This window comes from Streptomyces sp. NPDC048191, from assembly GCF_040652655.1.
Taxonomy (GTDB): Bacteria; Actinomycetota; Actinomycetes; order Streptomycetales; family Streptomycetaceae; genus Streptomyces.
The window spans coordinates 184,811-210,307 of sequence record NZ_JBEZMO010000015.1; the positions used below are offsets into that span (position 1 = coordinate 184,811).

The 25,497-nt window shown below is 71.8% G+C and carries 24 protein-coding genes; 12 read left to right on the forward strand and 12 right to left on the reverse strand.

Annotation, left to right across the window (positions count from 1 at the left end; all coding sequences use genetic code 11):
- Positions 1 to 173 precede the first annotated feature (173 nt).
- The 3 genes from AB0D93_RS24510 (at position 174) to AB0D93_RS24520 (ending at position 2,401) form a co-directional block, all read left to right on the forward strand.
- Entirely contained in the window at positions 174 to 1,088 is a 915-nt protein-coding gene (locus tag AB0D93_RS24510) for a methyltransferase domain-containing protein (RefSeq protein ID WP_362122711.1), read from the forward strand.
- A 172-nt stretch (positions 1,089 to 1,260) separates the two neighbouring features.
- Positions 1,261 to 1,638, forward strand: coding sequence for a hypothetical protein (locus tag AB0D93_RS24515; protein ID WP_362122714.1), 378 nt, complete (start codon positions 1,261 to 1,263; stop codon positions 1,636 to 1,638).
- A gap of 61 nt (positions 1,639 to 1,699) precedes the next feature.
- Positions 1,700 to 2,401, forward strand: a complete 702-nt coding sequence (locus AB0D93_RS24520) for an SDR family oxidoreductase (RefSeq protein WP_362122717.1) — start codon at positions 1,700 to 1,702, stop codon at positions 2,399 to 2,401.
- 13 nt (positions 2,402 to 2,414) lie between these two features.
- Here AB0D93_RS24520 and AB0D93_RS24525 read toward each other — a convergent pair whose 3' ends face one another.
- Entirely contained in the window at positions 2,415 to 3,122 is a 708-nt protein-coding gene (locus tag AB0D93_RS24525) for a glycoside hydrolase family 75 protein (RefSeq protein ID WP_362122720.1), read from the reverse strand.
- A gap of 210 nt (positions 3,123 to 3,332) precedes the next feature.
- Here AB0D93_RS24525 and AB0D93_RS24530 point away from each other — a divergent pair, with 210 nt between their 5' ends.
- On the forward strand, positions 3,333 to 3,944 hold the full coding sequence (locus AB0D93_RS24530) for a hypothetical protein (protein WP_362122723.1): 612 nt from the start codon (positions 3,333 to 3,335) through the stop codon (positions 3,942 to 3,944).
- A 122-nt stretch (positions 3,945 to 4,066) separates the two neighbouring features.
- On the opposite strand, the gene AB0D93_RS24535 is transcribed toward AB0D93_RS24530, so the two are convergent.
- Positions 4,067 to 4,903 (reverse strand): aldo/keto reductase, encoded by an 837-nt coding sequence (locus AB0D93_RS24535; protein WP_362122726.1) that lies wholly within the window; start codon positions 4,901 to 4,903, stop codon positions 4,067 to 4,069.
- Positions 4,904 to 5,016: 113 nt separating this feature from the next.
- Between AB0D93_RS24535 and AB0D93_RS24540 the strand changes: the two genes are divergently transcribed.
- A complete protein-coding gene (locus AB0D93_RS24540; protein WP_362122729.1) occupies positions 5,017 to 5,178 on the forward strand; it encodes a hypothetical protein in 162 nt (53 codons plus the stop codon).
- Between the two features lie 16 nt (positions 5,179 to 5,194).
- On the opposite strand, the gene AB0D93_RS24545 is transcribed toward AB0D93_RS24540, so the two are convergent.
- A complete protein-coding gene (locus AB0D93_RS24545) occupies positions 5,195 to 7,021 on the reverse strand; it encodes an AMP-dependent synthetase/ligase (RefSeq protein WP_362122732.1) in 1,827 nt (608 codons plus the stop codon).
- 280 nt (positions 7,022 to 7,301) lie between these two features.
- Positions 7,302 to 8,171 carry a LysR substrate-binding domain-containing protein gene (locus AB0D93_RS24550; RefSeq protein WP_362122735.1) on the reverse strand — a complete coding sequence of 290 codons (870 nt, stop codon included), beginning with the start codon at positions 8,169 to 8,171 and terminating at the stop codon, positions 7,302 to 7,304.
- A 178-nt stretch (positions 8,172 to 8,349) separates the two neighbouring features.
- Here AB0D93_RS24550 and AB0D93_RS24555 point away from each other — a divergent pair, with 178 nt between their 5' ends.
- Entirely contained in the window at positions 8,350 to 9,393 is a 1,044-nt protein-coding gene (locus AB0D93_RS24555; RefSeq protein ID WP_362122738.1) for a bile acid:sodium symporter family protein, read from the forward strand.
- Here AB0D93_RS24555 and AB0D93_RS24560 read toward each other — a convergent pair.
- Positions 9,343 to 11,220: a sialidase family protein gene (locus tag AB0D93_RS24560; RefSeq protein ID WP_362122741.1), complete on the reverse strand. Its 1,878-nt coding sequence runs from the start codon at positions 11,218 to 11,220 to the stop codon at positions 9,343 to 9,345. The genes AB0D93_RS24555 and AB0D93_RS24560 overlap by 51 nt on opposite strands.
- Positions 11,221 to 11,359: 139 nt before the next feature.
- Entirely contained in the window at positions 11,360 to 12,277 is a 918-nt protein-coding gene (locus AB0D93_RS24565; RefSeq protein WP_362122744.1) for a zinc-binding dehydrogenase, read from the reverse strand.
- A gap of 127 nt (positions 12,278 to 12,404) precedes the next feature.
- Here AB0D93_RS24565 and AB0D93_RS24570 point away from each other — a divergent pair, with 127 nt between their 5' ends.
- Positions 12,405 to 12,842 (forward strand): MarR family winged helix-turn-helix transcriptional regulator, encoded by a 438-nt coding sequence (locus AB0D93_RS24570; RefSeq protein ID WP_362122747.1) that lies wholly within the window; start codon positions 12,405 to 12,407, stop codon positions 12,840 to 12,842.
- A gap of 19 nt (positions 12,843 to 12,861) precedes the next feature.
- The gene (locus AB0D93_RS24575; RefSeq protein WP_362122750.1) at positions 12,862 to 13,389 is read left to right on the forward strand and encodes an isochorismatase family protein; all 528 of its coding nucleotides are present in this window, start codon (positions 12,862 to 12,864) and stop codon (positions 13,387 to 13,389) included.
- 431 nt (positions 13,390 to 13,820) lie between these two features.
- Here the strand turns inward: AB0D93_RS24575 and fdhD are convergent, their stop codons facing one another.
- Genes fdhD through AB0D93_RS24600 form a run of 5 tightly spaced genes read right to left on the reverse strand, consistent with a single transcriptional unit; the run spans position 13,821 to position 20,243 of the window.
- On the reverse strand, positions 13,821 to 14,669 hold the full coding sequence (gene fdhD, locus AB0D93_RS24580; protein ID WP_362122754.1) for a formate dehydrogenase accessory sulfurtransferase FdhD: 849 nt from the start codon (positions 14,667 to 14,669) through the stop codon (positions 13,821 to 13,823).
- A gap of 7 nt (positions 14,670 to 14,676) precedes the next feature.
- The gene (locus tag AB0D93_RS24585; RefSeq protein WP_362122757.1) at positions 14,677 to 15,537 is read right to left on the reverse strand and encodes a 2Fe-2S iron-sulfur cluster-binding protein; all 861 of its coding nucleotides are present in this window, start codon (positions 15,535 to 15,537) and stop codon (positions 14,677 to 14,679) included.
- The gene (locus AB0D93_RS24590; protein WP_362122760.1) at positions 15,534 to 17,351 is read right to left on the reverse strand and encodes an NADH-ubiquinone oxidoreductase-F iron-sulfur binding region domain-containing protein; all 1,818 of its coding nucleotides are present in this window, start codon (positions 17,349 to 17,351) and stop codon (positions 15,534 to 15,536) included. The genes AB0D93_RS24585 and AB0D93_RS24590 overlap by 4 nt, the downstream gene beginning before the upstream one ends.
- A gap of 4 nt (positions 17,352 to 17,355) precedes the next feature.
- Positions 17,356 to 19,275 carry a molybdopterin-dependent oxidoreductase gene (locus tag AB0D93_RS24595; protein WP_362122763.1) on the reverse strand — a complete coding sequence of 640 codons (1,920 nt, stop codon included), beginning with the start codon at positions 19,273 to 19,275 and terminating at the stop codon, positions 17,356 to 17,358.
- The gene (locus AB0D93_RS24600; protein WP_362122766.1) at positions 19,272 to 20,243 is read right to left on the reverse strand and encodes a 2-dehydropantoate 2-reductase; all 972 of its coding nucleotides are present in this window, start codon (positions 20,241 to 20,243) and stop codon (positions 19,272 to 19,274) included. The genes AB0D93_RS24595 and AB0D93_RS24600 overlap by 4 nt, the downstream gene beginning before the upstream one ends.
- 217 nt (positions 20,244 to 20,460) lie before the next feature.
- Here AB0D93_RS24600 and AB0D93_RS24605 point away from each other — a divergent pair, with 217 nt between their 5' ends.
- The 4 genes from AB0D93_RS24605 (at position 20,461) to AB0D93_RS24620 (ending at position 23,779) form a co-directional block, all read left to right on the forward strand.
- On the forward strand, positions 20,461 to 21,795 hold the full coding sequence (locus AB0D93_RS24605) for an OFA family MFS transporter (protein ID WP_362122769.1): 1,335 nt from the start codon (positions 20,461 to 20,463) through the stop codon (positions 21,793 to 21,795).
- Complete coding sequence (locus tag AB0D93_RS24610) at positions 21,770 to 21,898, forward strand: hypothetical protein (RefSeq protein WP_362122772.1); 129 nt, start codon at positions 21,770 to 21,772, stop codon at positions 21,896 to 21,898. The genes AB0D93_RS24605 and AB0D93_RS24610 overlap by 26 nt, the downstream gene beginning before the upstream one ends.
- A gap of 139 nt (positions 21,899 to 22,037) precedes the next feature.
- Positions 22,038 to 22,985 carry a beta-ketoacyl-ACP synthase III gene (locus AB0D93_RS24615; protein ID WP_362122775.1) on the forward strand — a complete coding sequence of 316 codons (948 nt, stop codon included), beginning with the start codon at positions 22,038 to 22,040 and terminating at the stop codon, positions 22,983 to 22,985.
- Positions 22,986 to 23,101: 116 nt separating this feature from the next.
- Positions 23,102 to 23,779, forward strand: a complete 678-nt coding sequence (locus AB0D93_RS24620; RefSeq protein WP_362122833.1) for a GntR family transcriptional regulator — start codon at positions 23,102 to 23,104, stop codon at positions 23,777 to 23,779.
- 317 nt (positions 23,780 to 24,096) lie between these two features.
- On the opposite strand, the gene AB0D93_RS24625 is transcribed toward AB0D93_RS24620, so the two are convergent.
- Complete coding sequence (locus AB0D93_RS24625) at positions 24,097 to 25,497, reverse strand: OFA family MFS transporter (RefSeq protein ID WP_362122778.1); 1,401 nt, start codon at positions 25,495 to 25,497, stop codon at positions 24,097 to 24,099.

Here is a 25,497-nt window from a genome sequence, read left to right on the forward strand (position 1 = left end):
CCGCTCCACTTCGTACGGCACGCACCGGCCCTCACCCACGACAGGCCGAACACCTCGCCCGCGCGTCCTCCCTCTTTGCCGCACCGGCAATTTTTTGCGGCACCGGCAACGAAAGTGGCGTCTCACCGTGTGCCGTCGCACGCTGACCGCATCCGAGCGAGAGGCTGACCGACATGCCACACGACCACCAGGCCCACCCCGGGAACCCCGCACAGCACGGCCATGGCCATGGCCACGGTCACGGCGGCGACGTCGACTGGGCCACCATGGCGGCGCTGCTGGAGGCGGAGGCCGAACTGCTCGGCCCGCTCTACGCGCGCGCCCTGGCCTGGCTGGGCAAGGACGTCACCGAGCCCGGTCTGATCGTGGACGCGGGCAGCGGGCCCGGAGTGATCGCCTGCCTGATGGCGGAGACGTTCCCCGGCGCGCGGGTGGTCGCCGCCGACGGATCCGAGCCGCTGCTGGAGCGCGCCCGGGCCCGGGCCGCGCGCCAGGGCGTCGCCGACCGCTTCGACACCCTCGCCGGTGAACTTCCCGGATCGCTGGCCCAGTTGGACTACCCGGCGGACCTGCTGTGGGCCAGCCGCAGCCTGCACCACCTCGGCGACCAGAAGGCCGCGCTCGCCGCGTTCGGCGACCGTCTCGCCCCCGGCGGGACGCTGGCCATCCTGGAGGGGGGCCTGCCCAGCCGCTGTCTGCCCCGCGAGATCGGCTTCGGCCGCCCGGGACTGCAGGCCCGTCTCGACGTGGCCCAGGAGGAGCGCTTCGCCCGGATGCGCGCCGAGCTGCCCGGCTCGGTCCCCGAGACCGAGGACTGGCCCGCCCTGCTCACCGCGGCCGGCCTGAAGCACACGGGCACCCGCAGCTTCCTCCTCGATGTGCCGGCCCCCGTCCCCGAGCGTGCCCGCGCCTTCGTCGCCGGGACGCTGACCCGAGCCCGGGAGATCCACGCCGACGCCCTGGACGCCGAGGACCTCGCGACCCTCGACCGTCTGCTGGACCCAACCGATCCCGGCAGCGTCCACCGACGCCCCGACGTCTTCGTCCTGACGGCCCACACGGTGCACCGGGCGGTACGGCCCGTCTGACCCTGCGGACCGGGCACCGGCCCGCCCTTTCCGGACCCGGCACCGAGCCGGGTCCGCCTTGTCCCGCGTACCGGAGTCGGTGCTGGGCGGCGCATCCGCCCGGCTCAACCGGTGTGCTCCCCGCAGGCGTTCTTAGCGTTGCAGGGGATCGCCGTCGACGGGGGAGAGGTGTATGGGCCGCCGGGAGAAACCGCTGGATCCGGGGGCGGGTGCGGTGCAGCGGTTCGCGTACGAGCTGCGGGGACTGCGGGACGGGGCGGGCACCCCGACCTGCCGGGCGATGGCGGCACCGACCGGCTACTCCGGGCCCACGCTGTCCGCACCGGCGACGGTCCCGACCGGAGACGGGCCGGCCCTCGCCGTCGGATTCGGCGCCGACGACCGTCAGTTGCGCATCGCCTCGGCCCATCTGACCGAGCGGTCACGCCCGTTGGACCCGCGGCGGGCCGCTGCCGAGGTCTGTGCCCGTGCGCACGGCGGCGCCGGTCCCGCGACCTGGCGCCGTTACCTGCACTCGGTGCCGTACCGCCGTACCTGTGACGGGACTTGACTTCGAGAGTGCTCCAAGTGATGGACTCCCGGTCTCACCGACACACACAGGGGGATCCGACGTGAACGACTCTCCGGTCGCTCTCATCACCGGCGGCGCCACCGGCATCGGCGCCGCCGTCGCCCGGCAGTTGCTGGCCGCCGGCCACCGGGTGACCGTCACCGGCCGCACGGAGGCCCGGTTGCGGGACTTCGCCGACGGGCTCGGCAATCCCGGCGAACTGCTGACGGTCGCCGCCAACGCGTCCGCTTTCGAGGACATGCAGGACGCCGTCGACCGCACGCTCAAGACGTACGGCCGTCTGGACACGGTGGTCGCCAACGCCGGCTCCGCCACCCACGACACGGTCGCCGAAGGCGATCCGGCCGGCTGGACCGAGATGCTGCTCACCAACGTCCTCGGCCCGGCCCTGCTGATCCGGGCCTCCGTCGCGGCGCTGAAGGAGTCCCGCGGCCGGATCGTCCTCATCGGCAGCGTCGCCGGGTTCGTGAACACCCCGGGCAATCTCTACGGCGCCACGAAGTGGGCGGTCACCGGACTCGCCGAGAACACCCGCCGCCAGGTGACGGAGCTCGGGATCGGTGTCACGCTGGTCGCCCCCGGCCGGGTGGAGACCCCGTTCTGGGACGGCCTCGGCAGCCTGCCCCCGGGGCACCTGCTGACCGCCGACCAGATCGCCGACTCGGTGGTCTGGGCGATCGGGCAGCCGACCGGGGTCGACGTCAACACCGTGGTCGTACGCCCGCTGGGTCAGCCCAACTGACGTACGAGGCACATCAGTTGTTGGCCAGGAACTGCTTGGCGAGCTGGTCCCCGAGCGCGACCGCGGCGCTGTGGCTCTCGATGGGGGAGACCTTGGAGTTCTTGAACAGGAGGTAGGTCACGCCCGAGTCGGCGCCGCCGGTGGCCGGGTCGGGGTCGATGCCGAGCGCCTTGGCGGTGGCGTACGACGCCTCGCCGATGATGTTCGTGGGGCCGGTGTCGCCGACGACGGCGTACTCCACCTTGTTGTTGTAGATGACGGCTACCACGCCGCCGCCCTTGATGCCGGCGCCGGCGTAGTTCCAGATGCTGCTGGAGCTGGGCACCACGACGTACGGGAGCGACTCCGCCTTCAGCGGCTTGCCGTCGGACTGGTGGAAAGCGGTGTCGTCCTGATACCAGGGGTCGCGGTTCTCGTTGCAGTTGGTGGTGCGCTGGCCGTCGCAGTCGATGTCCATGTCGGCCTTCCAGAACACCGCGCCGTTCTTGCCGCACACGGGGACCGTGGCCGACGTCTCGTCGTCGGTGCGGTACTTGCCGTTCGATATCTGCGAACAGGTCTTGACCTTGGCGAGCAGGTCGGCCGCGCTGACCGAGCCCTCCTGGGGCGAGGCGGGGGCGGTCCGCGCCGCCGAGCCGGCGGAGGCGTGTGCGGGAAGCACTCCGGCGGCGAGCAGGGCGGTCCCGGAGGCCGCGGCGAGGGTCAGGGTACGAAGGCGCACTGTGGGGCCCTTCTGTTAGGAAAGTTTCCTTACCAGTGGCGTCCACCGTGGACCCGTCGGCATGTCCTCGTCAACCCTCTGATTGCGAGGTCCGGAATCCTGTGCGTATTGCGGTGATTTGAGACCTGCGGCAAGACTGAAGAAAGCGGTGTATCCGGATATGTCTGCCGCCGACGGCCGTCACGGCCGCGGCTCTGGGAGGCGAGGCGCATGTTCGTACGCACGGTGTACGCGACCGGCGATCCGGCGCGACTGGGCGCGGCCGTCGGGAACCTGAACACCCGGGGCCACGATCTGCTGGAGGAGCGGCCCGGTTACCGGGGCGCGGGCGTCTTCGTCGACCGCGACCTCGGCAAACTGCTCACGGTCAGCTGGTGGGAGTCCGCTCAGGCGCGCCGCAACAGCGACGAGGTGATGAGCGCGCGGCGGCCGGAGCTGCTGCAGCCCTTCGCCGGGACCGTCGCGGTCGAGAACTACGAGGCCGCCGTCTTCCACCCGGGGCACCGGCCCCTGACCGGCGGCGGTGCGCGGGTCTCGCGGTTCGAGCTCGACCCGGCGGACGCGGACCTCGCCGCCGACACCTTCCACAGCGGCGTGCTGCCCCGGCTGGAGGTGATGTCCGGATTCGCCGGCGCGGCACTCTTCGTGGACCGGGCGCGCGGCCGCGGCATGGCCGGGGTCCTCTTCGCCGACCGGGTGTCGCTCGCGGCGAGCCGGGCCGCGAACGCCGTGGTCCGCCGCGAGGGCGCGGCCAAGGCGCACCTCACGGTGGTCGCCCTGGAGGAGTTCGAGATCGTCCACGCGGACGTACGCGTCGGCTGAGCGCGCCGTACGTCCGCGCAGACCTGAGCGCGCCGTACGTACGCGCGGGCCGCGGAAAACGGCGGAAAACGGCCGTCCGCCCCGCTGTGCGGGCAGGCGGACGGCCGTGGCGTGCGAGGGTGTCAGCCCATCTCGAAGGTGGCCGGGTCGGGACCCAGGCGCCGGTCCTCATTCAGCGCACTGATCGCCGCGAGGTCCTCGTCGTCCAGGCTGAAGTCGAACACCTCGATGTTCTCCTTGATCCGGGACGGCGTCACGGACTTCGGGATGACGACGTTTCCGAGCTGGATGTGCCAGCGCAGTACGACTTGGGCCGGGGTCCGGCCGTGCTTCTGCGCGATGGCCACGATCGCCGGCACCTCCAGCAGGCCCTTGCCCTGGCCGAGCGGAGACCAGGCCTCGGTCGCGATGCCCTGCTCCGCGTGGAGCTCGCGGGCGGCGTGCTGCTGCAGATGCGGGTGCAGCTCGATCTGGTTGACCGCCGGGATGACGGAGGTCTCCGAGATCAGCCGACGCAGGTGCTCGGGAAGGAAGTTGGACACGCCGATGGCGCGCACCCGCTTGTCGGCGAGCAGCTTCTCGAACGCCTTGTAGGTGTCGATGTAGGTGCCGCGGGACGGCAGCGGCCAGTGGATCAGGTACAGGTCGACGTAGTCGAGCCCCAGCTTCTCCAGCGACGCGTCGAACGCACGCAGCGTGGAGTCGTACCCGTGGTCGGCGTTCCAGAGCTTGGTGGTGACGAAGATGTCCTCGCGGGGCACGCCGGAAGCGGCGATCGCCTTGCCGGTGCCCTCTTCGTTGCCGTAGATCGCCGCGGTATCGATGCTGCGGTAACCGGCTTCCAGAGCCGTGGCGACGGTCCGCTCGGCCTCGTCGTCCGGCACCTGCCAGACGCCGTAGCCCAGCTGGGGCATCTCGACGCCGTTGTTCAGGATGATCGGGGGGACCTTGCTGCTCACGAGCCTCTTGATCCTTCGGTTGTCGACAGGTGGTACTCCCATGGTCAACGATCAGGCGCCGTGATGCATTCCTGACCATGAGATCCGCCCCGACTGGTTGGTCAGTCAGTTCCATGGGGGCAGACCGTCGGGCCCGAGCCGCACCCGGCGGCCGGCTGCGTACCGTCACCAAGGTGCCGGGCGCCGACCAGTTGTGGCTGTCCACCACCAACTGCGACAACAACGGAGGTGCCGCGGACGGACCCGACAAGGTCTTCGAAGTGACCGTCGGCTGACGCTGCACAAGGCGCGTCAGCTCCGGTAGAGGGCCTCGACCTCGGTGTCGTAGACCTTCTCGATCGCCTTCCGCTTCAGCTTCAGCGACGGGGTGAGCAGGCCGTGTTCCTCGGTGAACGGCTGCGCGAGGATGCGGAAGGTGCGGATCGACTCGGCCTGGGAGACGAGGGTGTTGGCGGCGACCACCGCGCGCCGCACCTCCGTCTCCAGGTCCGGGTCGCGTACCAGCTGGGCGGGGGTCATGCGCGGCTTCCCGCGCATCTGCAGCCAGTGCTCGACGGCCTCCTGGTCCAGGGTGACCAGGGCGGCGATGTAGGGCCGGTCGTTGCCCACGACGATGCACTGGTTGACCAGGGGATGGTCGCGGACCCGCTCCTCCAGCACGCCGGGGGAGACGCTCTTGCCGCCGGAGGTCACCAGGATCTCCTTCTTGCGGCCGGTGATGGTCAGATAGCCGTCCTCGTCCAGCGAGCCGAGGTCGCCGGTGGCCAGCCAGCCGTCGTGCAGGGTCTCGTCGGTGGCCTTCGGGTTGTTGAGATAGCCCTGGAAAACGTTTCCGCCGTACAGCCAGATCTCGCCATCGTCGGCGATGTGCACGGTCACGCCGGGGATGGCCTGGCCGACGGTGCCGTAGCGGGTGCGCTCGGGCGGGTTGGCGGTCGCCGCGGCCGTCGACTCGGTCAGGCCGTAGCCCTCGTAGATCTGCACGCCGGCGCCCGCGAAGAACAGCCCGAGTCGGCGGTCCATCCCCGAGCCGCCGGACATCGCGTTCCGTATCCGGCCGCCCATCGCCGCGCGCACCTTGGAGTACACGAGCTTGTCGAAGAGCTGGTGCTGCATGCGCAGACCCGCCGACGGGCCGGGCCCGGTGCCCCACGCCTTGGCCTCTACGGCCTCCGCGTACTTCACCGCGATGTCGACCGCCTTCTCGAACGGCCCGGACCGGCCCTCCTTCTCCGCCTTCCGGCGGGCGGCGTTGAACACCTTCTCGAAGATGTACGGCACCGCGAGGATGAAGGTCGGCTTGAACGCCTGCAGGTCGGGCAGCAGGGCGGCGGCGTGCAGCTGCGGCTGGTGTCCGAAGCGGACCCCGCCGCGGATCGCGGCGACCTCCACCATCCGCCCGAAGACGTGCGCGAGCGGCAGGAACAGCAGCGTGGACGCCTCGTCGTCCTTCTTGGTGTGGAACACCGGCTGCCACCGCTGGATCATGGTGTCCGCCTCGTACATGAAATTGGCGTGCGAGAGGACACACCCCTTGGGGCGGCCCGTGGTGCCCGAGGTGTAGATCACGGTGGCGATCGAGTCCGGGGTGACCGCCTGCCGGTGCCGGTGCACCAGCTCGTCGTCCAGGTGCGCCCCGGCGTCGTACAGGTCCTGCACACAGCCCGAGTCCAGCTGCCACAGCTGGCGCAGCTGGGGGAGGCGGTCGATGACGGTGGCGATGGTCATCGCGTGGTCCTCGTGCTCCACGATCGCCGCGGACACCTCGGCGTCGTAGAGCATCCAGAAGCACTGCTCGGCCGAGGAGGTGGGGTAGATGGGCACCACCTGGGCGCCGATCGTCCACAGCGCGAAGTCGAACAGGGTCCACTCGTAGCGGGTGCGGGACATGATGGCGACGCGGTCGCCGAAGCGGATGCCGCGCGCGAGCAGGCCCTTGGCGAGGGCCAGGACCTCGTCGCGGAACTCGGCGGCGGTGACGTCCCGCCACTCTCCGGAGGCGTCCTTGCGGCCGAGGGCGATGTGCACCGGGTCCGTCCGGGCATGCTCGAAGACCACGTCGGCCAGACCGCCCACCGGCGGTGCCGACGTGAGCGGCGGGTTGGTGAACTCGCGCAAACCTCGCTCCCCGATCCTCGCTGCTTGGTCACACCGTGACGCTCGGCACAGCGCGGTGAAAGCTACCCCACGCCGTCACCGGACGGGAGGGGGTTGGAAACCTAGCAAACCTCACGTTTCCCCCGGGCGGTGACCGGAAAATGCCCGCACATGGGGAAGGGCCGGACACAATACTGACGGGTCAGTAAGTTTCGGTGGCCTAATCTCCACCGAATCTGTACGCGGCGATTACGGCGCACACCGCAGCGATCGCCGCATACCAGGCGCCGACGGCCGGCCGTCAGCCCCCTCGGTGCCGCAGCCGCTCCCCGCCCGCCAGGATCACCGCCGCCAGCGCGTTCGCGGCCTCCTCCGCCGTGCCCCTGCGCGGGCCGTGGACGAGTACGAAGTCGATCCTGCCCAGGTCGGGCAGCCCGGCACGGTCCGGGAGCCGGAAGAGGCCGGGCGGGATCAGGCGCCGGGAGTGGGCCATCACGCCGAGCCCGGCGCGGGCCGCCGCGATCAGCCCGTTGAGGCTGCCGCTGGTGCAGGCGATCCGCCAGTCGCGGCCCTCGCGCTCCAGCGCCTGCAGCGCACGGGCCCGGGTGATGCCGGGCGGGGGATACACGATCAGCGGGACGGGCCGGTCGGCGTCCAGGCGCAGCCGCTCGGCGCCGATCCACACGAGGTCGTCGCGCCAGACCAGCTCGCCCCGGGGATCCTCCGGGCCGCGCTTGGCCAGCACCAGGTCCAGCTTTCCCGCGGCCAGCCGCTCGTGCAGGGTGCCGGACAGCTCGACCGTCAGCTCCAGGTCGACCTCCGGATGGTCGTAGCGGAAACCCTCCAGGATCTCCGGCAGCCGGGTGAGCACGAAGTCCTCCGAGGCGCCGAACCGCAGCCGGCCGCGCACCCGGGTGCCGGTGAAGAACGCCGTCGCCTGCTCCTGGACCTGAAGGATCCGCCGGGCGAAGCCGAGCATCGCCTCGCCGTCCTCGGTCAGCTCCACGGAATGGGTGTCCCGGGTGAACAGCTGCCGCCCGGTCGCGTCCTCCAGCCGGCGTACGTGCTGGCTGACCGTGGACTGGCGCAGCCCGACCCGGCGCGCGGCCTGCGTGAAGCTCAGCGTCTGGGCCACGGCCAGGAAGGTCCGCAGCTGTGTCGGATCGTACACACCCGCCAGGCTAGCCGGTTATCACGGATCACGATGTCAGTCAGAGTGGTGTGTGGGATTCCCGATCGGTGGCCCGCGGAGGACGATGGAGGGGGGCCCTGCGGGCCCGCTGAGGAAACGACACATCACACCGACGCGTCCGGAGCAGGACGCGTCCCCGCACAGCAATCGGAGCACCGTGAACCGCCTGCGCCGGCCGAGTTGGATGCCGATCGACCCGTACATCGTCCTGCTGCTCGGGACCGTGGGCCTCGCCGCACTGCTGCCGGCCCGGGGCGCCGCCGCCGACGTGGCCTCGGGCGCGTCGACCGCCGCGATCGCCTTCCTCTTCTTCCTCTACGGCGCCCGGCTCTCCACCCGGGAGGCGCTGAACGGACTGCGCCACTGGCGGCTGCACGTGACCGTGCTGGCCTGTACGTTCGTCCTCTTCCCGGTGTTCGGTCTGGCGGCGCGCTCCCTGGTGCCGGTGGTGCTGACCCAGCCGCTCTACCAGGGGCTGCTGTTCCTGACGCTGGTGCCGTCCACGATCCAGTCGTCCATCGCGTTCACCTCGATCGCCCGGGGAAACGTGCCCGCCGCGATCTGCGCGGGGTCCTTCTCCTCCCTCATCGGCATCGTCCTCACCCCGCTGCTGGCGGCGGGACTGCTCGGCAACAGCGGTGGCGGGTTCTCCGCCGACTCACTGGTCAAGATCGTGCTCCAGCTGCTGGTGCCGTTCCTCGCGGGACAGCTGCTGCGGCAGTGGATCGGCGGCTTCGTCGCCCGGCACAAGAAGGTCCTCGGGCTGGTCGACCGCGGCTCGATCCTGCTGGTCGTCTACACCGCCTTCAGCGAGGGCATGACCCGGGGCATCTGGCACCAGGTCAGCCCCGTCCGGCTCGGCGGGCTGCTCGTCGTCGAGGCCGTCCTGCTGGCCGTGATGCTCGTCCTGACCTGGTACGGCGGCAAGGCGCTCGGTTTCGGCCGGGAGGACAGGATCGCCATCCAGTTCGCCGGGTCGAAGAAGTCCCTCGCCTCCGGGCTGCCCATGGCCGGCGTCCTGTTCGGCGCCCACGCCTCCCTCGCCGTGCTGCCGCTGATGCTGTTCCACCAGATGCAGCTGATGGTGTGCGCGTTCATCGCCCGGCGACGGGCCCGGGACCCGCAGGAGGTCCCGGACACCGTCACCGCGTCAGCCGCTCACGTGGTCCAGGGGCAGCCACAGGACCGTGTCCTTCGGTGACCTGAGCGCCTTCGGATCGGACAGCTCGGCGTCGGTGAGCGCCCGGTCCCAGACGTGCACCTCGTCGATGGCGCCGGTGAAGAAGGCCCGGCTGTCCATGCGCTGACCGATGTGCACGCCGAAGGGGGAGTTGCGGCTGACCGACCCCGGGATGTCGGCGACGGACGCCCGGGTGTCGTCGACGAACAGCGACAGCCGCCCCCCGCCCCGGCGCAGCACCAGGTGATGCCACTGGCCGTCGTTGTACGCGGTGGCCGTGCGCGCGTAGGCGGTCTGCGGCGCGATCGCCCCGTCCCGCACCGTGATCAGCCCCTGGATCCGGTTGTTCGCCGGCTCCCCGCGCACCCACACCTGCGGCTGCGTGGTGCCGGTCCCGCCCATCCACAGCAGGGGCTGCTCCCCGGTCGTGGCCGTGTACCGGAACCACAGGGACGCCGTGAAGTCCTTGGTGCCCAGCGGCAGCGCACTGCTGTACGGCAGGCGTACGGCGGCGGCCGTGCCGTCGAACCGCAGGGCGCCGCCGAAGACGCCGTCCGTCTCCTCCGCGCCGCCGAGCACCGCCGCCGGGCGGGCGTGCGGGGCGAGGTCGGCGGTGACGGGGTCGGGGCCGCGGCGCGGGGTGAGCCAGTCCTCGGTGAAGCGGGCGAAGCGGATCTCGTCGCGCGCGTCCACCGCGCCGCCCTCGTAGATCAGGCCCACCGTGTCGCCGTCCGCGCGCACCATGTCGGAGTAGCCGGACCAGTCCGTGGTGACGACCGTGCCGCGGTCCACGCTGTCCCAGGTGCGGCCGCCGTCGTAGGAGGGGCGGATCATCATCGTCCGCCGCCGGTCGGGGTCGGCGGGGCAGGCCAGCAGCAGGCGGTCGCCGAGGCGCAGCAGTGAACCCTGCACCTGCGGGGTGTACAGGTCGGGCAGGTCGTGGAACGGCGCGGTGAAGCTGTCGCCTCCGTCGCGGCTGACGGCCTGGGTGCGGTGGCCGAGGTCGGTGCCATCCTGCTCGCGACCGCTGACCAGGACGGAGCCGTCGCCGCGCTCGGCCAGGGTCAGCTCCGAGGGTTTCTGCCGGAAGGTGCCGTCGTCGGCGATGGGCCAGGTGTCGGTGGCGCCGATCCGCCAGTGACCGCCGTGGTCGTCGCTGACGATCAGTGCCGCGTGGTTGGCGGTGACCCGGCTGCCGTCCCAGGTCTCGGTGTTCACCCCGAAGACCAGCCGGCCCGCGTACCGGCCCCTGGTGAGCTGGATGCCGTGCACCGGTCCGGTCGCGTACCAGGAGTTCCAGTCGGCGGGCAGGATCTCCGGGCTCAGATCGCGCGGCGCGGACCAGGTCCGGCCGTCGTCGTCGCTGTACTGCAGGTGCGGGGTGCGGTCGCAGGGGACCGAGCAACTGGAGCTGTCGGTACGGCCGGTGTTGTACGTCTCGGCGAGCCAGACCCGGCCCGTCTCGCGGTCCACGATCGGCGCGGGGTTGCCGTGCGTGTCCCCGGCGCCCTCGTTGACCACCTGCAGCGGGCCCCAGGTGCGGCCGCCGTCGGTGGAGCGCTTGACGACGAGGTCGATGTCGGCGGCGTCGCCGCAGTTGAGGACCCGGCCCTCGGCGAACGCCAGCAGGGTGCCGTCGGCCGTCCGCACGATCGCCGGTATGCGGAAGCAGGCGTAGCCGGGGTCCTGGGACGCCTTGAAGAGCACCTCCTGCTCGAAGTCGGGGGAAGCTGCCGAGGGTTGGGCGTGTGCCGGGTGGGGGGTTGCGAGTGGCACCAGGAGAAGGGCCGCCGTGGTGAGGGCGGTGGCGAGTACGGCTCTGAGGCGGGCGCGAAGACCTGACGGCATGGTGCGACCTTGCCCTTCGTCGGCCGGACATCTGGACATCCGGACATCCCATGTCCAACGTGCGCCCCATCGAAGGTAGTTGCGGCCGGGTCGCCCCACAAGAAGCGTGCAGCACATGGAGCGCGCGAAGGCTCTGGGACTAGGGGCGCAGTACGACCTTGCCGAGGTTGGCCCGTGTCCCGATGGCCTCGTGCGCCTTCGCGGCGTCCTCCAGTGCGAACTCGGCGTGCACTTGGGGCTTCAGGGCGCCCTCGGCGAACAGCCGCCACAGCTCCCGGCGCCACTGCTCGTACAGGTCCGGCCGGCCCCGGGCGATCAGGGCCATCTGGAATCCGATCACCGACTTGGCACCCACCAGCAGGTCGTAGGCCTGGACGGTCCCGCCGCCCGAGCTGTAGGCGACGAGGCGGCCGTGCGGGGCCAGGGCGGCGAGGGCGGGGGTGAGCAGGTCGCCGCCGACGGCGTCCAGCACACAGTCGACCGGATCTCCCCAGCTGCCGTCGTCGTACGCCACACAGTCGTCCGCGCCGAGCGAGCGGACGAAGTCCGCCTTGCCCGGGTCGGACACGGCCCCGACCACCCGTCCCGCGCCCCGGGCTCGCGCCAGTTGCACGGCCAGGTGCCCGACGCCGCTCGCCGCCGCCGTGACGAGGACCGACTCGCCCGGCGCCGGGCGCGCCGCCTCCAGCGCCCCGTACGCCACCAGACCGCTGCGCACGAGCGCGACCGCGTCCACGGCGTCGGCGCCGTCCGGGACCGGTGTGGCCATGGCCTCGTGCAGCAGGGCGAAGTCGGCGTACCCGTGCCCGAAACAGAGCCCGGTCACCCGCTCGCCGGGCCGGAAGCGGGTCACGCCCTCGCCCACCGCCACCACCTCGCCGGCGATCTCGCCGCCGAGCGCGATCGGCTCGGCGGCCTCGGTGACCTTGCGGACCACGGGCAGGGTCACGCCGACCGCGGCGCAGCGCACCAGCAGCTCCCCGGGGCCGGGCTCCGGGACGGGGGCCTCCTCCACGAACAGCGGGCCGCCGGTGGACTCGTACCGGACGCGACGCATCGCACACACCTCCACGGCCGGGCACACCCGGCCCGTCGATCGGGGGGACCCCACGAACTCGTTGGGAGTCCCAACGGTATCCCGGTTTCGTTGGGAGGTCCAACGGTTTCTCGGATACGCTGCCCCCATGGCCGAAGCACCCCTGCCCGCGATCCGCTCCCTGCCCAGCTGGCTCCTCGGCCGCGCCGCCGCCCGCGGCCGAGCCCTGGTCGCCGACGCTCTCGCGGCCGAGGGGCAGAAGATGTGGCACCACGTGGTCCTCTCCGCCGTGCGCGACCTCCAGCCCGTCGCCCAGGCCGACCTCGGCCGCAGCGTGGGCCTGGATCCCAAGGACCTGGTGGGTGTGCTCAACGACCTGCAGTCCGCCGGTCACGTGGTCCGCGCCCCCGACCCCGGGGACCGGCGCAAGAACGCCGTCTCCCTCACCGGCGACGGCGCCCGCCTCCTCGTCCGCTGCGAGAAGGCGGCCCGCGAGGCCAACGAGGAGCTGCTCGCCCCGCTGTCCGCCGCCGAACGCGATCAGTTCACGGGCCTGTTGATCCGGATTTCCGGCACGGACGGCTGACGGCGGCTAACGTTCCGTCATGACCGCAGCTCCCGTGCTCGATCCGCAGCGCACCGCCCTGGTCCTCGTCGACCTGATGGAACGCATCGTCGCGCTGCCCCTGGAACCCCGCAAAGGCACCGAAGTGCTGGCCACCGCCGAGGAGTTGGCGGGCGCCTTCCGCGCCGCCGGAGCGCCCGTCGTCCTCGTCCGGGTCGAACGCCCCTCGGTCGCCGAGCAGCCGCCCGGCAGCTCCCTCGTGCCCGGCCTCGCCCGGGCCGGCGACCTGGAGGTGGTCAAGCGGACCCTCGGCGCCTTCCAGGGCACCGGACTTGACGAGCGGCTGCGCGAACGTGGCGTCACCACCCTGGTGTTCGGCGGCATCGCCACCAACCTCGGCGTCGAGTCCACCGCCCGCGCCGCCGCCGACCTCGGCTACGACCTCGTCTTCGTCGAGGACGCCATGGCCGCCCTCACCGCCGCCGAGCACGAGGCGTCGGTCCGGCTCGACTTCCCCCGGCTCGGCGCGGTCGTGACCGCCGCCGGCGTACGCCTCGCGGTCACCTGACACCTCGGACGGACGCCCCGCCCCGTCCACGACCACCACCGAACCGGTGCCGCAGCCCCCACGCGTCAGACGCAGACACGCCTCCGCCGCATCCGCCGGCTCGCCGACCCGCCCCACCGGCAGCGACTCGGCGGACGACCGGAACAGCCCCGCGCGGTCCGTCTCCGGCAGCTCCCGCCACAGCTCGGTACGCGCCACCCCGGGCGAGACCGCGCCGACCCGCAGCGGCGCCGGCTCCACGGGAAGCGCCCCGTCGGCCCGCACAGCGCCGACGCGGCACTCGGACCCGGCATGGGCCGGCGGCTCCAGCAGCGACCCACGATCACGGCGTTCGTCGAAGCGGCGCAGCCGCTCGGCTGAGGCGGGGCCCGGCGGCGCAGGGGGCGCTCCCCGCCGGCCGGGCCCCCGCCGCCGTGCCGCGGGGAGACACCTCAGCCCTGGGCGGCCGCCTCCCGCAGGGCGATGCGGTCCTCGCCCGCGTACACGTTCATCGAGCTGCCCCGCAGGAAGCCCACCAGGGTGAGACCCGTCTCCGCGGCCAGGTCCACGGCCAGCGACGAGGGCGCCGACACCGCGGCCAGTACCGGGATGCCCGCCATCACCGCCTTCTGCGCCAGCTCGAACGAGGCCCGTCCGGAGACCAGCAGCAGCGTCCGCGACAGCGGCAGCCGGCCGTCCCGCAGCGCCCGCCCGACCAGCTTGTCGACCGCGTTGTGCCGGCCCACGTCCTCCCGGATGTCCACGAGCTCGCCGTCCTCGGTGAACAGCGCCGCCGCGTGCAGGCCCCCGGTCCGGTCGAACACCCGCTGGGCCGCCCGCAGCCGGTCGGGGAGGCTCGCCAGCAGCTCGGGGGTGACCCGGACCGGGGGAGTGTCGGCGATCGGGAAGCGCGCGGTCGTGCGTACGGCGTCCAGGCTGGCCTTTCCGCACAGACCGCAGGAGGAGGACGTGTAGACGTTCCGCTCCAGGGTGAAGTCCGGCAGGGCGACGCCGGGCGCGGTCCTCACGTCGACCACGTTGTAGGTGTTGGAGCCGTCCGCCGTCGCGCCCGCGCAGTAGACGATGTTCTGCAGATCGTCCGCGCCGGCCAGCACACCCTCGCTCACCAGGAACCCCGCCGCCAGCGCGAAGTCGTCGCCCGGGGTACGCATGGTGATCGCGAGCGGCTTTCCGTTCAGCCGGATCTCCAGGGGTTCCTCGGCGACGAGTGTGTCCGGCCGGGTGGAGAGCGCCCCGTCCCGGATGCGGAGGACCTTGCGTCGTTCCGTGACTCGTCCCATGTCCTGATCAGCCCCGGTTCTGTACGTGCTGGTAGCCGAAACGGCCCTTGATGCAGAGGTTGCCGTGGGTCACCGGATTGTCGTGCGGCGAAGTGACCTTCACGATCTCATTGTCCTGCACATGGAGCGTGAGGGTGCAGCCCACCCCGCAGTACGCGCACACCGTGGACGTCCGCGTCTGCCGGGACTCGTCCCAGGTGCCCGCCGCCCGCATGTCGAACTCCGTCTTCGGCGCCAGCGCCCCGGTCGGGCACACCTCGACACAGTTCCCGCAGTACACACAGGCCGAGTCGGTGAGCGGCGCGTCGTGCTCGACGGCGATCCGGGCGTCGAAACCGCGCCCGGCGACCGAGATCGCGAAGGAGTTCTGCCACTGCTCGCCGCAGGCGTCGACGCACTTGTAGCACAGGATGCACTTGCCGTAGTCCCGCACGTACAGGTCGTTGTCGATCCTCGGTTCCTCGTTCACCCCGGCCGCGTCGGGGCCGAAACGGTCCGGCTTCGCGTCGTACTCCTTGATCCACTCGGCCGCCCTCGGCGTGGTCGACAAGTCGACCGAGGAGGCGAGCAGCTCCAGGACGATCTTGCGGCTGTGCCGGGCCCGCTCGGTGCCGGTGCGCACCTCCATACCGGGCTCCGCCCGGCGCGAGCAGGCCGGCACCAGCGTCCGCGAGCCCTCCACCTCCACCACGCACACCCGGCAGGCGTTCTTCGGCCGCAACGTGTCGCCCTGGCACAGGGTCGGGATGTCCTTCCCCGCCGCCCGGCAGGCGTCCAGGACGGTCGAGCCCTCCGGCACCCGGACCGGCTCGCCGTCGAGGGTGAACTCCAGCAGCCGGCGCGGGATGCCCAGCGGTGTGACGGTCATGCGTACGCCCCCAGACGGTCGATGGCGGATTCCACGGCGTTCCACGCGGTCTGCCCCAGACCGCAGATCGAGGCGTCCCGCATCGCCCGGCCGACCTCCCGCAGCAGGGCGATGTCGTCGGCGGCCGCCGCCCCGGTGCGCTCGGCGACCCGGCGCAGCGCCTCCTCCTGCCGGACGGTCCCGACCCGGCACGGCACGCACTGACCGCAGGACTCCTCCCGGAAGAACTCGGCGATCCTGAGCAGCAGCCGGGGCAGCGGCACGGTGTCGTCGAAGGCCATCACCACACCCGAGCCGAGCGTGGTGCCCGCCCGGCGGGTGCCCTCGAAGGTCAGCGGGATGTCCAGTTCGTCGGGCCGTACGAAACCGCCCGCCGCACCGCCGAGCAGCACCGCCCGCAACCCCTGCCGGACTCCGGCCAGTTCGAGGAGTTCGCCGAGCGTGGCGCCGAAGGGGAGCTCGTAGACACCCGGCCGTGCCACGCTCCCGGACACGCAGTACAGCTTGGGCCCGGTCGACTGCTCGGTGCCGATCGCCGCGTACGCCGGGGCGCCCATGGTCAGGACCGGCAGGACGTTGACCAGTGTCTCCACGTTGTTCTCGACCGTAGGCCTGCCGAACAGCCCCTTCTCGACGGGGAAGGGCGGCTTGGAGCGCGGCTCGCCCCGGTACCCCTCGATGGAGTTGAACAGGGCCGTCTCCTCACCGCAGACGTACGCGCCCGCGCCCCGCCGGATCTCGATGTCGAAGGCGTACCCCTGGCCGAGGACGTCGTCCCCGAGGAAGCCACGCGCGCGGGCCTGCGCGATCGCGTGCTCCAGGCGGCGCAGGGCGCGCGGGTACTCGCCGCGCAGATACAGGTAACCGCGGTGGGCGCCGGTCGCGTACGCCGCGACGGTCATCGCCTCGATCAGCGCGTACGGGTCGCCCTCCATGATCACGCGGTCCTTGAAGGTGCCCGGCTCGGATTCGTCGGCGTTGCAGACGAGGTAGTGCGGGTGGTCGGCCTGGGACGCCGTGGCCTGCCATTTGCGGCCGGTGGGGAAGGCGGCGCCGCCGCGCCCGGCCAGCCCGGAGTCGGTGACCTCGCGGATGACCGCGGCGGGCCCGAGCGCGAAGGCCCGGCGCAGCGCGGTGTAGCCGCCGTGCGCGCGGTAGTCGTCCAGCGAGGCCGGGTCGACGACCCCCACCCGCCGCAGCAGGAGGAGGCCCTCCTGGCCCGCCTGGGGCACGGCCGCCGCAGCCGGAGGCTCCTCCTCGGCCGAGTCGGGCGCGCCGGCCGCGCGGACGGCCTCGTCCACGGTGGCCGGCGCCGCCACCGCCGTACGCACCGGATCCCCCGCCCTGACGGCGAGGGCCGCCGGGGCCCGCTCGCACAGGCCCAGGCAGGGGCTGCGCTCGACGCTCACCCCGCTGCCGAGGCGTTCCTCCAGGCCGGTGCACAGCGCGTCGGCCCCGGCGGACGCGCAGGCCAGGTCGGTGCAGACGTGCAGGACGGTCGCCGGGCGGGGCTTCACGGAGAACATCGCGTAGAAGGTGGCGACCCCGTAGGCCTCGGCCGGCGGGACGGTCAGCCGGCGGCACAGGTAGCCGAGGGCGCCCTCGCTGATCCAGCCGACCCGGTCGTTGAGCGCGTGCAGCCCCGGCAGCAGCAGGTCGCGGCGGTCCCGGGCCGCGCGGCCGCCGCGCGCCCACCGCAGGTCCGCGTCGCTGCGGTCGGCGCCCTCCCAGGAGGACTCCGGCGGGCCCAGCAGGGCGTCCACGGCGGCCCGTTCCTCGTCCGTCGGCTTGCTGTCGCCGAAGTGCAGATCCACCAGGTCACCTCACGATGGTCGCGACGGGAAGCTTCTCGATCCGGATCGCCGACGCCTTGAACTCCGCCGTCCCGGCGATCGGGCAGTTCGCCTCGATCGTCAGCCGGTTGGTGTCCACCTCGTCGGGAAAGTGCATGGTCATGAAGGCCAGACCGGGCCGCAGCGCGGTGTCCACCCACACCGGCGCCACCACCGACCCGCGCCGCGAGGTCACCCGCACCTCCTCGCCGACGACGACCCCGTACCGCTCGGCGTCCTCCGGGCACAGCTCGACGTACTCGCCGCGGCGCAGCGGGGAGGCGAAACCGCCGCTCTGCACACCGGTGTTGTACGAGTCCAGGCGCCGGCCCGTGGTCAGCCGGATCGGGTACTCCTCGTCGGTGAGGTCCACCGGCGGATCGTGCCGCACGAGCCCGAACGGCGCCGGCGTGCCCCGCCGCCGCGGGTCGGACTCCCACAACCGGCCGTGCAGATAGGACGGTTCGAGTTGCCGGGTGCTCGGGCAGGGCCACTGGATGCCCCGGTGCTCCTCCAGCCGCTCGTACGTCATGCCGTAGTGGTCCGGGGACACCGACCGCAGTTCGTTCCACACGGCCTCGGCGTCGGCGTACTTCCAGTCGTGGCCGAGCCGGGCCGCCAGCGCGCAGATGATGTCGATGTCCTCACGGGCCTCGCCGGGCGGGCTGACGGCCCGCCGGACGCGCTGCACCCGGCGTTCGCTGTTGGTGGTAGTGCCCTCGGTCTCCGCCCACCCGGCGGTCGCCGGCAGCACGACGTCCGCCAGCTGGGCCGTCCTGGTGAGGAAGATGTCCTGGACGACGAGGAAGTCCAGCGCGCTCAGCCGTCGTACGGCCTGCTCGCTGTCGGCCTCCGACTGCGCCGGGTTCTCCCCGACGCAGTACACGGCCCGCAGACTCCCCTCCTCCATCGCCTCGAACATCTCCGTCAGGTTCAGGCCGTAGTGCGGCTGGATGACGGTGTCCCACGCCGACTCGAACTTCAGCCGGACGCCCGCGTCGAGGATGTCCTGGAAGCCGGGCAGCCGGTTGGGGATGGCGCCCATGTCGCCGCCGCCCTGCACGTTGTTCTGCCCGCGCAGCGGCTGCAGTCCGGAGCCGTAGCGGCCGACGTGACCGGTGAGCAGGGACAGGTTGATCAGTGCGCGGACGTTGTCGGTGCCGTTGTGGTGCTCGGTGATGCCGAGCGTCCAGCACAGCTGGGCGCGCTCGGCGCGGGCGTAGGCGTGGGCCAACTCCCGTATCGCGCGGGCCGGTACGCCGGTCACCTGCTCGGCGAGCGACGGCGTCCACGGCTCGACCAGCGCGCGGTACTCCTCGAATCCGGTGGTGGCCCGCTCGATGAACGCCTCGTTGGCCAGCCCCGCGTGGACGATCTCGCGGCCGATCGCGTGCGCCATCGCGATGTCGGTGCCGACGTTCAGCCCGAGCCAGCTCTCCGCCCACTCGGCGGTCGAGGTGCGCCGCGGGTCGACCGCGTACATCCGGGCGCCGTTCCTGATCCCCTTCAGCACGTGCTGGAAGAAGATCGGGTGCGCGAAACGGGCGTTGGATCCCCACATCACGATGACGTCGGTGTGCTCGATCTCCTCGTACGACGACGTGCCGCCGCCGGAGCCGAACGCCGCCGACAGACCCGCGACGCTCGGGGCGTGACAGGTCCGGTTGCAGGAGTCGACGTTGTGGGTGCCCATGACGACCCGGGCGAACTTCTGCGCCACGTAGTTCATCTCGTTGGTGGCGCGGGCGCAGGAGAACATCCCGAACGCGCCCCGGTTGCGTTCCAGACCCCGGGCCGCCCGGTCCAGCGCCTCCTCCCAGGACGCCCGCCGGAACGGCTCCTCCCGGGAGTCGCGGACCAGCGGGTGGGTCAGCCGGGTGTAGGTCTTCGGTTGCCGGTTCCTCATGCGGCGCTCCTCAGCGCGAGCAGGTCCGATATGGCGTGCACGGTGCGCAGCGTGGGCACCTCGACGCCGGTGATCTCCGCGAGTTCGACGACGGCCGCGAGCAGCACGTCCAGTTCCAGCGGCTTGCCGCGCTCCAGGTCCTGGAGGGTGGAGGTGCGGTGGTCGCCGACCCGTTCCGCGCCCGCGAGCCTGCGTTCGACGGAGACGCCGACCGTGCAGCCGAGGGCCTCGGCGACCGAGAGCGTCTCGCGCATCATCGTCTCGATGACCCGCCTGGTGCCGCCGTGCAGGCACATCTGCCGCATGGTGGCGCGGGCCAGGGCGCTGATCGGGTTGAAGGAGATGTTCCCCAGCAGCTTGACCCAGATGTCCGCGCGCAGCTCCTGCTCCACCGGACACTTCAGACCCCCGGTCCGCATGGCCTCGCTGAGGTCCTGGCAGCGGGCCGAGGCGCTGCGGTCGGGCTCGCCGATGGAGAACCGGGTGCCTTCCAGGTGCCGTACGACACCGGGTGCCTGGAGTTCCGTGGCCGCGTAGACGACGCAGCCGACCGCCCGCTCGGGGGCGAGGACCCGGCTGACGGCGCCGCCCGGGTCGACGCTTTCGAGGCGGTGGCCGTCGTAGGGGCCGCCGTGCCGGTGGAAGTACCACCAGGGGATGCCGTTCTGTGCGGCCACCACCGCGGTGCGCTCGTGCAGCAGCGGCGCGATCAGCGGCCCGCACGCCGCGTACGCGTTGGCCTTCAGGCCGAGGAAGACGTAGTCCGCCGGGCCGACCTCGCCGGGATCGTCGGTGGCGTGGGGGTGCGCGGTGAAGTCGCCACGCGGGCTGAGCACACGTACTCCGTGCTGCCTCATGGCCGCGAGATGCGGTCCACGCGCGATGAGGTGCACATCGGCGCCGGCGCGGTGGAGCGCGGCACCGACGTAGGCGCCTATGGCGCCGGCGCCGAGAACTGCCACTTTCACGGGAGCACTCCGTTCGGTTTGAGGGATACCGCGGAGAGGGAGAGGGGCCGACCGTCGAACGTCGGCTGAATCCTGTCGACGAAATATTGTCTACAGTATGGAATGATCCTCGGCAAGGGTCGTGCGCCGACCGTTGAACGCGTCCCGGACACCGTTCACCGCATACGGTCGACCGCACCCTTCTCAACTCCCCCTGCCGGCCCTAGCGTCCGCGGGCATGAGCAGCCCCCCTCTCGCACCCCCGGGCTGGAGCCGCTGGCTCGTACCGCCCGCCGCCCTCTCCGTCCATCTGTCCATCGGGCAGGCCTACGCCTGGAGCGTGTTCAAGCCGCCCCTGGAATCCGCGCTGAACCTCGACGGCACCCAGAGCGCCCTGCCCTTCCAACTGGCGATCGTGATGCTCGGGCTGTCGGCCGCGTTCGGCGGCACGCTCGTCGAACGCAACGGGCCGCGCTGGGCGATGACCGTGGCCCTGGTCTGCTTCTCCTCCGGCTTCCTGATCTCCGCGCTCGGCGCCCAGACGAGGCAGTACTGGCTGATCGTCCTCGGCTACGGCTTCGTCGGCGGGATCGGCCTCGGCATCGGCTACATCTCGCCCGTCTCCACCCTGATCAAGTGGTTCCCCGACCGGCCCGGCATGGCCACCGGCATCGCCATCATGGGCTTCGGCGGCGGCGCGCTGATCGCCTCGCCCTGGTCGGCGCAGATGCTCGACTCCTTCGGCACCGGCCACTCCGGCATCGCGCTCGCGTTCCTCGTGCACGGTCTGGTGTACGCCGTCTTCATGACGCTCGGCGTGCTCCTCGTCCGCGTGCCTCGCGGGGACACGCCCGGCTCGAGCGCGAGCGGGCCGAGCTCCGTCGCCGGTGTGCAGGTGTCCGCCGGCAGCGCGCTGCGCACCCCGCAGTTCTGGTTGCTGTGGGTCGTGCTGTGCACCAACGTGACCGCCGGCATCGGCATCCTGGAGAAGGCCGCCCCGATGATCACGGACTTCTTCACCGGCGGCTCCACCCCAGTGTCGGCCTCCGCGGCCGCCGGTTTCGTCGCGCTGCTGTCGGCGGCCAACATGGCGGGCCGGATCGGCTGGTCGTCCGCCTCCGACCGCATCGGCCGCAAGAACATCTACCGCGTCTACCTCGGCGTCGGCGCGCTGATGTACCTGCTCCTCGCGCTGTTCGGGGACTCGGCGAAACCGCTGTTCGTCCTGTGCGCCCTGGTGATCCTGTCCTTCTACGGCGGCGGCTTCGCGACCGTTCCCGCCTATCTGAAGGACCTCTTCGGCACCTACCAGGTCGGCGCGATCCACGGCCGGCTGCTCACCGCCTGGTCCACCGCGGGCGTACTCGGGCCGCTGATCGTCAACTGGATCGCGGACCGGCAGAAGGAGGCCGGGAAGCACGGCCCGGCGCTGTACGGGCTGTCGTTCGGCATCATGATCGGCCTGCTCGTCGTCGGCTTCGTGGCCAACGAACTCGTCCGCCCCGTCCACACCCGCCACCACGTCCCCGCCCAGAGGGAGGCCGCCGATGCCCAGCGACAGCAGCCCGCCTAGCCGGCGGGGCCTGATCCTCCTCGCCTGGCTGTGGGTGGGAGCGCCCCTCGCCTACGGGGTCTACGAACTCGTGCAGAAGGCGATGCAACTGTTCACGGGATGAATGTCCGGGCGTCCGAGGGTCTGAGGGAAGCCGACAACTCGGACGCCCGATTCCTGTGGCTTCACCTGCCGGCGTACCCGTGGGTCACTGATCAGACTGAGGGATCCCGCTACCCACGGCAACGAGGGGACCTCTCGTCATGAACGGCTCGCGCATCGCCGCCATCGGTCACTACCGGCCCGCCCGGGTGCTGACCAACGAGGACCTGGCCGGCATGGTCGACACGAGCGACGAGTGGATCCGCAGCCGGGTCGGCATCCGGACCCGGCACATCGCCGGACCCGACGAGCCGGTCGACGAACTGGCCGCGCACGCCGCCGCCAAGGCGCTCGCCGCCGCCGGTCTGGCCCCCGAGGACATCGACCTGGTCCTGGTCGCCACCTCCACCGCGATCGACCGTTCCCCGAACACCGCCGCCCGGGTCGCGGCCCGGCTCGGCATCCCCCGGCCGGCCGCGATGGACGTCAACGTGGTGTGCGCCGGGTTCACCCACGCCCTGGCCACCGCGGACCACACCGTCCGGGCCGGCGCGGCCACCCGCGCGCTCGTCATCGGCGCCGACAAGATGTCCGACGTCACCGACTGGAGCGACCGCACCACCTGTGTGCTCGTCGGCGACGGGGCCGGGGCCGCCGTCGTCGAGGCCTGCCCGCCGGGTCAGGAGCCGGGGATCGGCCCGGTGCTGTGGGGGTCGGTGCCCCAGATGGGGCACGCCGTGCGGATCGAGGGCACCCCGCCGCGGTTCGCGCAGGAGGGGCAGAGCGTCTACCGCTGGGCCACCACCCAGCTGCCGGCCATCGCCCGCAGCGCCTGCGAGAGGGCCGGGGTGGCCCCCGAGGACCTCGCCGGGGTCGTCCTGCACCAGGCCAACCTGCGCATCATCGAACCACTTGCGGAGAAGCTCGGCGCCGTCAACGCGGTGGTCGCCCGCGATGTCACCGAATCCGGCAACACCTCGGCGGCCAGCATCCCGCTCGCCTTCTCCAAGCTGCTGGAGCAGGGAGCGCTCAGTTCCGGCGATCCGGTGCTGCTGTTCGGCTTCGGTGGCAACCTCTCGTACGCCGGGCAGGTCGTGCGCTGTCCGTGAGCGGCGGAAAAGGTGTATCGGGCCTGGATTTTGTGCACCGTAGACTGTAGACAAAAGACAATCGAAACTGAGCGTCCAGCGTCTGCGTGCCAGACCTGCCCAGGAGGGGGACCGTGATGTTGCCGACCGGACTGCCGCAGGGGGCGGTGCCCAAGCTGGAGCGTCCCGGACCGCTGCGCGAGCGCGTCTACGAGGCACTGCTCGAGCTCATCACCACGCGCGCGCTGCGGCCCGGCCAGCACCTGGTCGAGAGCGAGCTCGCCGGGCACCTCGGCGTCTCCCGGCAACCCGTGCGCGAGGCGCTGCAGCGGCTCAACACCGAGGGCTGGGTCGATCTGCGGCCCGCGCAGGGCGCGTTCGTGCACGAGCCGACCGTGGAGGAGGCCGACCAGCTGCTCTCCGTCCGCACCCTGCTGGAGGCGGAGGCGGCCCGGCTGGCCGCCACCCACGCCGGCACCCCCGGGGTCAGCGCGCTGGAGGAGCTGTGCGCCGAGGGCGAGAAGGCCGTCGCCGCCGACGACGTGGACCGCGCCGTCGCCCTCAACGCGGCCTTCCACGCCAAGATCATGGAACTGGCGGGCAACGCGGTCCTCGCCGAACTCGCCGCCCAGGTGGACCGCCGGGTCCGCTGGTACTACACCCCGGTGGCCCGGCAGCGCGGGCGCCAGTCGTGGATCGAGCACCGGGAACTCATCACCGCGATCGCCGACCGCGACGACGAGCGGGCCGCCCACCTGATGCGGCTCCACACGGAACACACCCGCCACTCCTACCACGAACGCAACGAGTCCTGATCCCACGGCCCGCCCATCGTGGTGGTGGGGCGCCACCGTGCCCGCCCGGGTCTCCACCGTCGGCATGCTCACCAGCGCGGCCACGGGCAGCAGGAGTTCGCCGTGGACCGGCGGGCCGATTCCGGCCGTGGCGGTGGCCGCGGCGAGCGGGGCGCCGGCCGCCCGGCGGCGAAAGCGTCAACGCGGACCCCGGAGATGAACAGGGCGGCGAGGATCGGCGTCGCCCGGCCGGCCGTGTCCGACGGCGTGGTGGGCATGTGGAGGTCCCCCTCCGCGACCGGCGAGCGGATCGCAGAGGGGGAACCGTTGGGCCGTGCTCAGGAGGCGGGCTGTGTCCGCGGTGCCGCCACGGCCGTCCCGGCCCGGCCCCGGCCCGGCTGGCGCAGCAGCAGCGCGATCGCCGCCGCCAGCATCGACACACCGCCGGCCAGCGCGTAGGCCCCGTCGTAGCCCCAGGCGCCGACCACCATGGAACCGAGGCCGCCGCCGAACAGACCGCTGACCAGCTTGCCGCTGTAGACCAGGCCGTAGTTGGTGGCGTTGTAGTTCTCGCCGAAGTAGTCCGGGGTCAGCGCGGCGAACAGCGGGTAGAAGGCGCCGCCGCCGAAACCGGAGAGGAAGGCGAAGAACAGGAACAGCCACTCGCTCTTGACGTCACCGGCCCAGATCACGCCGAACTGGGCGAGGCCGAGGACGACGATCACGAAGACGAGCGTGGACTTGCGGCCGAACCGGTCCGACAGCCAGCCCACGACACCCCGGCCGATGCCGTTGATGACCGCCATGACGCCCATTGACGAGGCCGCGACGAGCGGGCCGAAGCCCACGTCCTTGGCGAAGTCCACCTGGAAGGAGATCCCGAAGATCGACACGCCGGCGGTCATCACGATGGAGATCCACATCAGCGGCAGCATGCCGGTGCGGACGGCCTCCCTCGGGGTGAACTGCCGTACTGCGGGCGGGTTCTTGGCGAGGCTCGCCGCGTTCTTGGTGTCGCCCGCGAAGGTGAGCGGGTCGATGTCGGCGGGCCACCAGTTCTTCGGCGGGTCCTTGAAGAAGAACGCGCTGACCAGCACCACGACCATGACGTAGAGCCCGATCAGGTCCAGGACCCGGTGGTAGTTGGCCGTGTCGAAGGCGTAGTTGAAGACGAAGATGAAGGGCAGCGAGCCGTAGGCGAAGCCGCCGTTCACGAAACCCGTCCGGGCGCCGCGCCGTTCGGGGAACCACTTGCCGACCATGTTGATGCACGTCGCGTAGACGAGGCCGGAACCGAGCCCGCCGATCACCCCGAATCCGATGATCGCCAGCCAGATCTCGCTGATGTGGGACAGGGCGAGGAAGCCGAGCAGGCACATCCCGGATCCGGTGAGCATCGCCCGCCGCGCGGTCAGGACGCCCTTCTCGCGCAGCCAGCCCGCCGGGAAGGCGATGCCGGCCTGGAAGAACACCCAGATGCTCAGGATCCAGAAGGTGTTGGACTGCGTCCAGCCGTGCGCGCGCGACAGGGTGTCCTCGGCGGAACCGTACGCGTACTCGAAGACGCTGATGGCCATCATGGCGATCCAGGGCAGATACACCATGAGCTTGCGGGAGTGGCCGAGGATGTCCCGGTCGGTCTCGCCGATCCGGTACACCCGGCCGTGGGCGTCCGTCACCTCGCGGTACGGACGTCGTTCGGCACCGGTGCTGTTCGTGGCTATCGGGTCTGCCGTCAT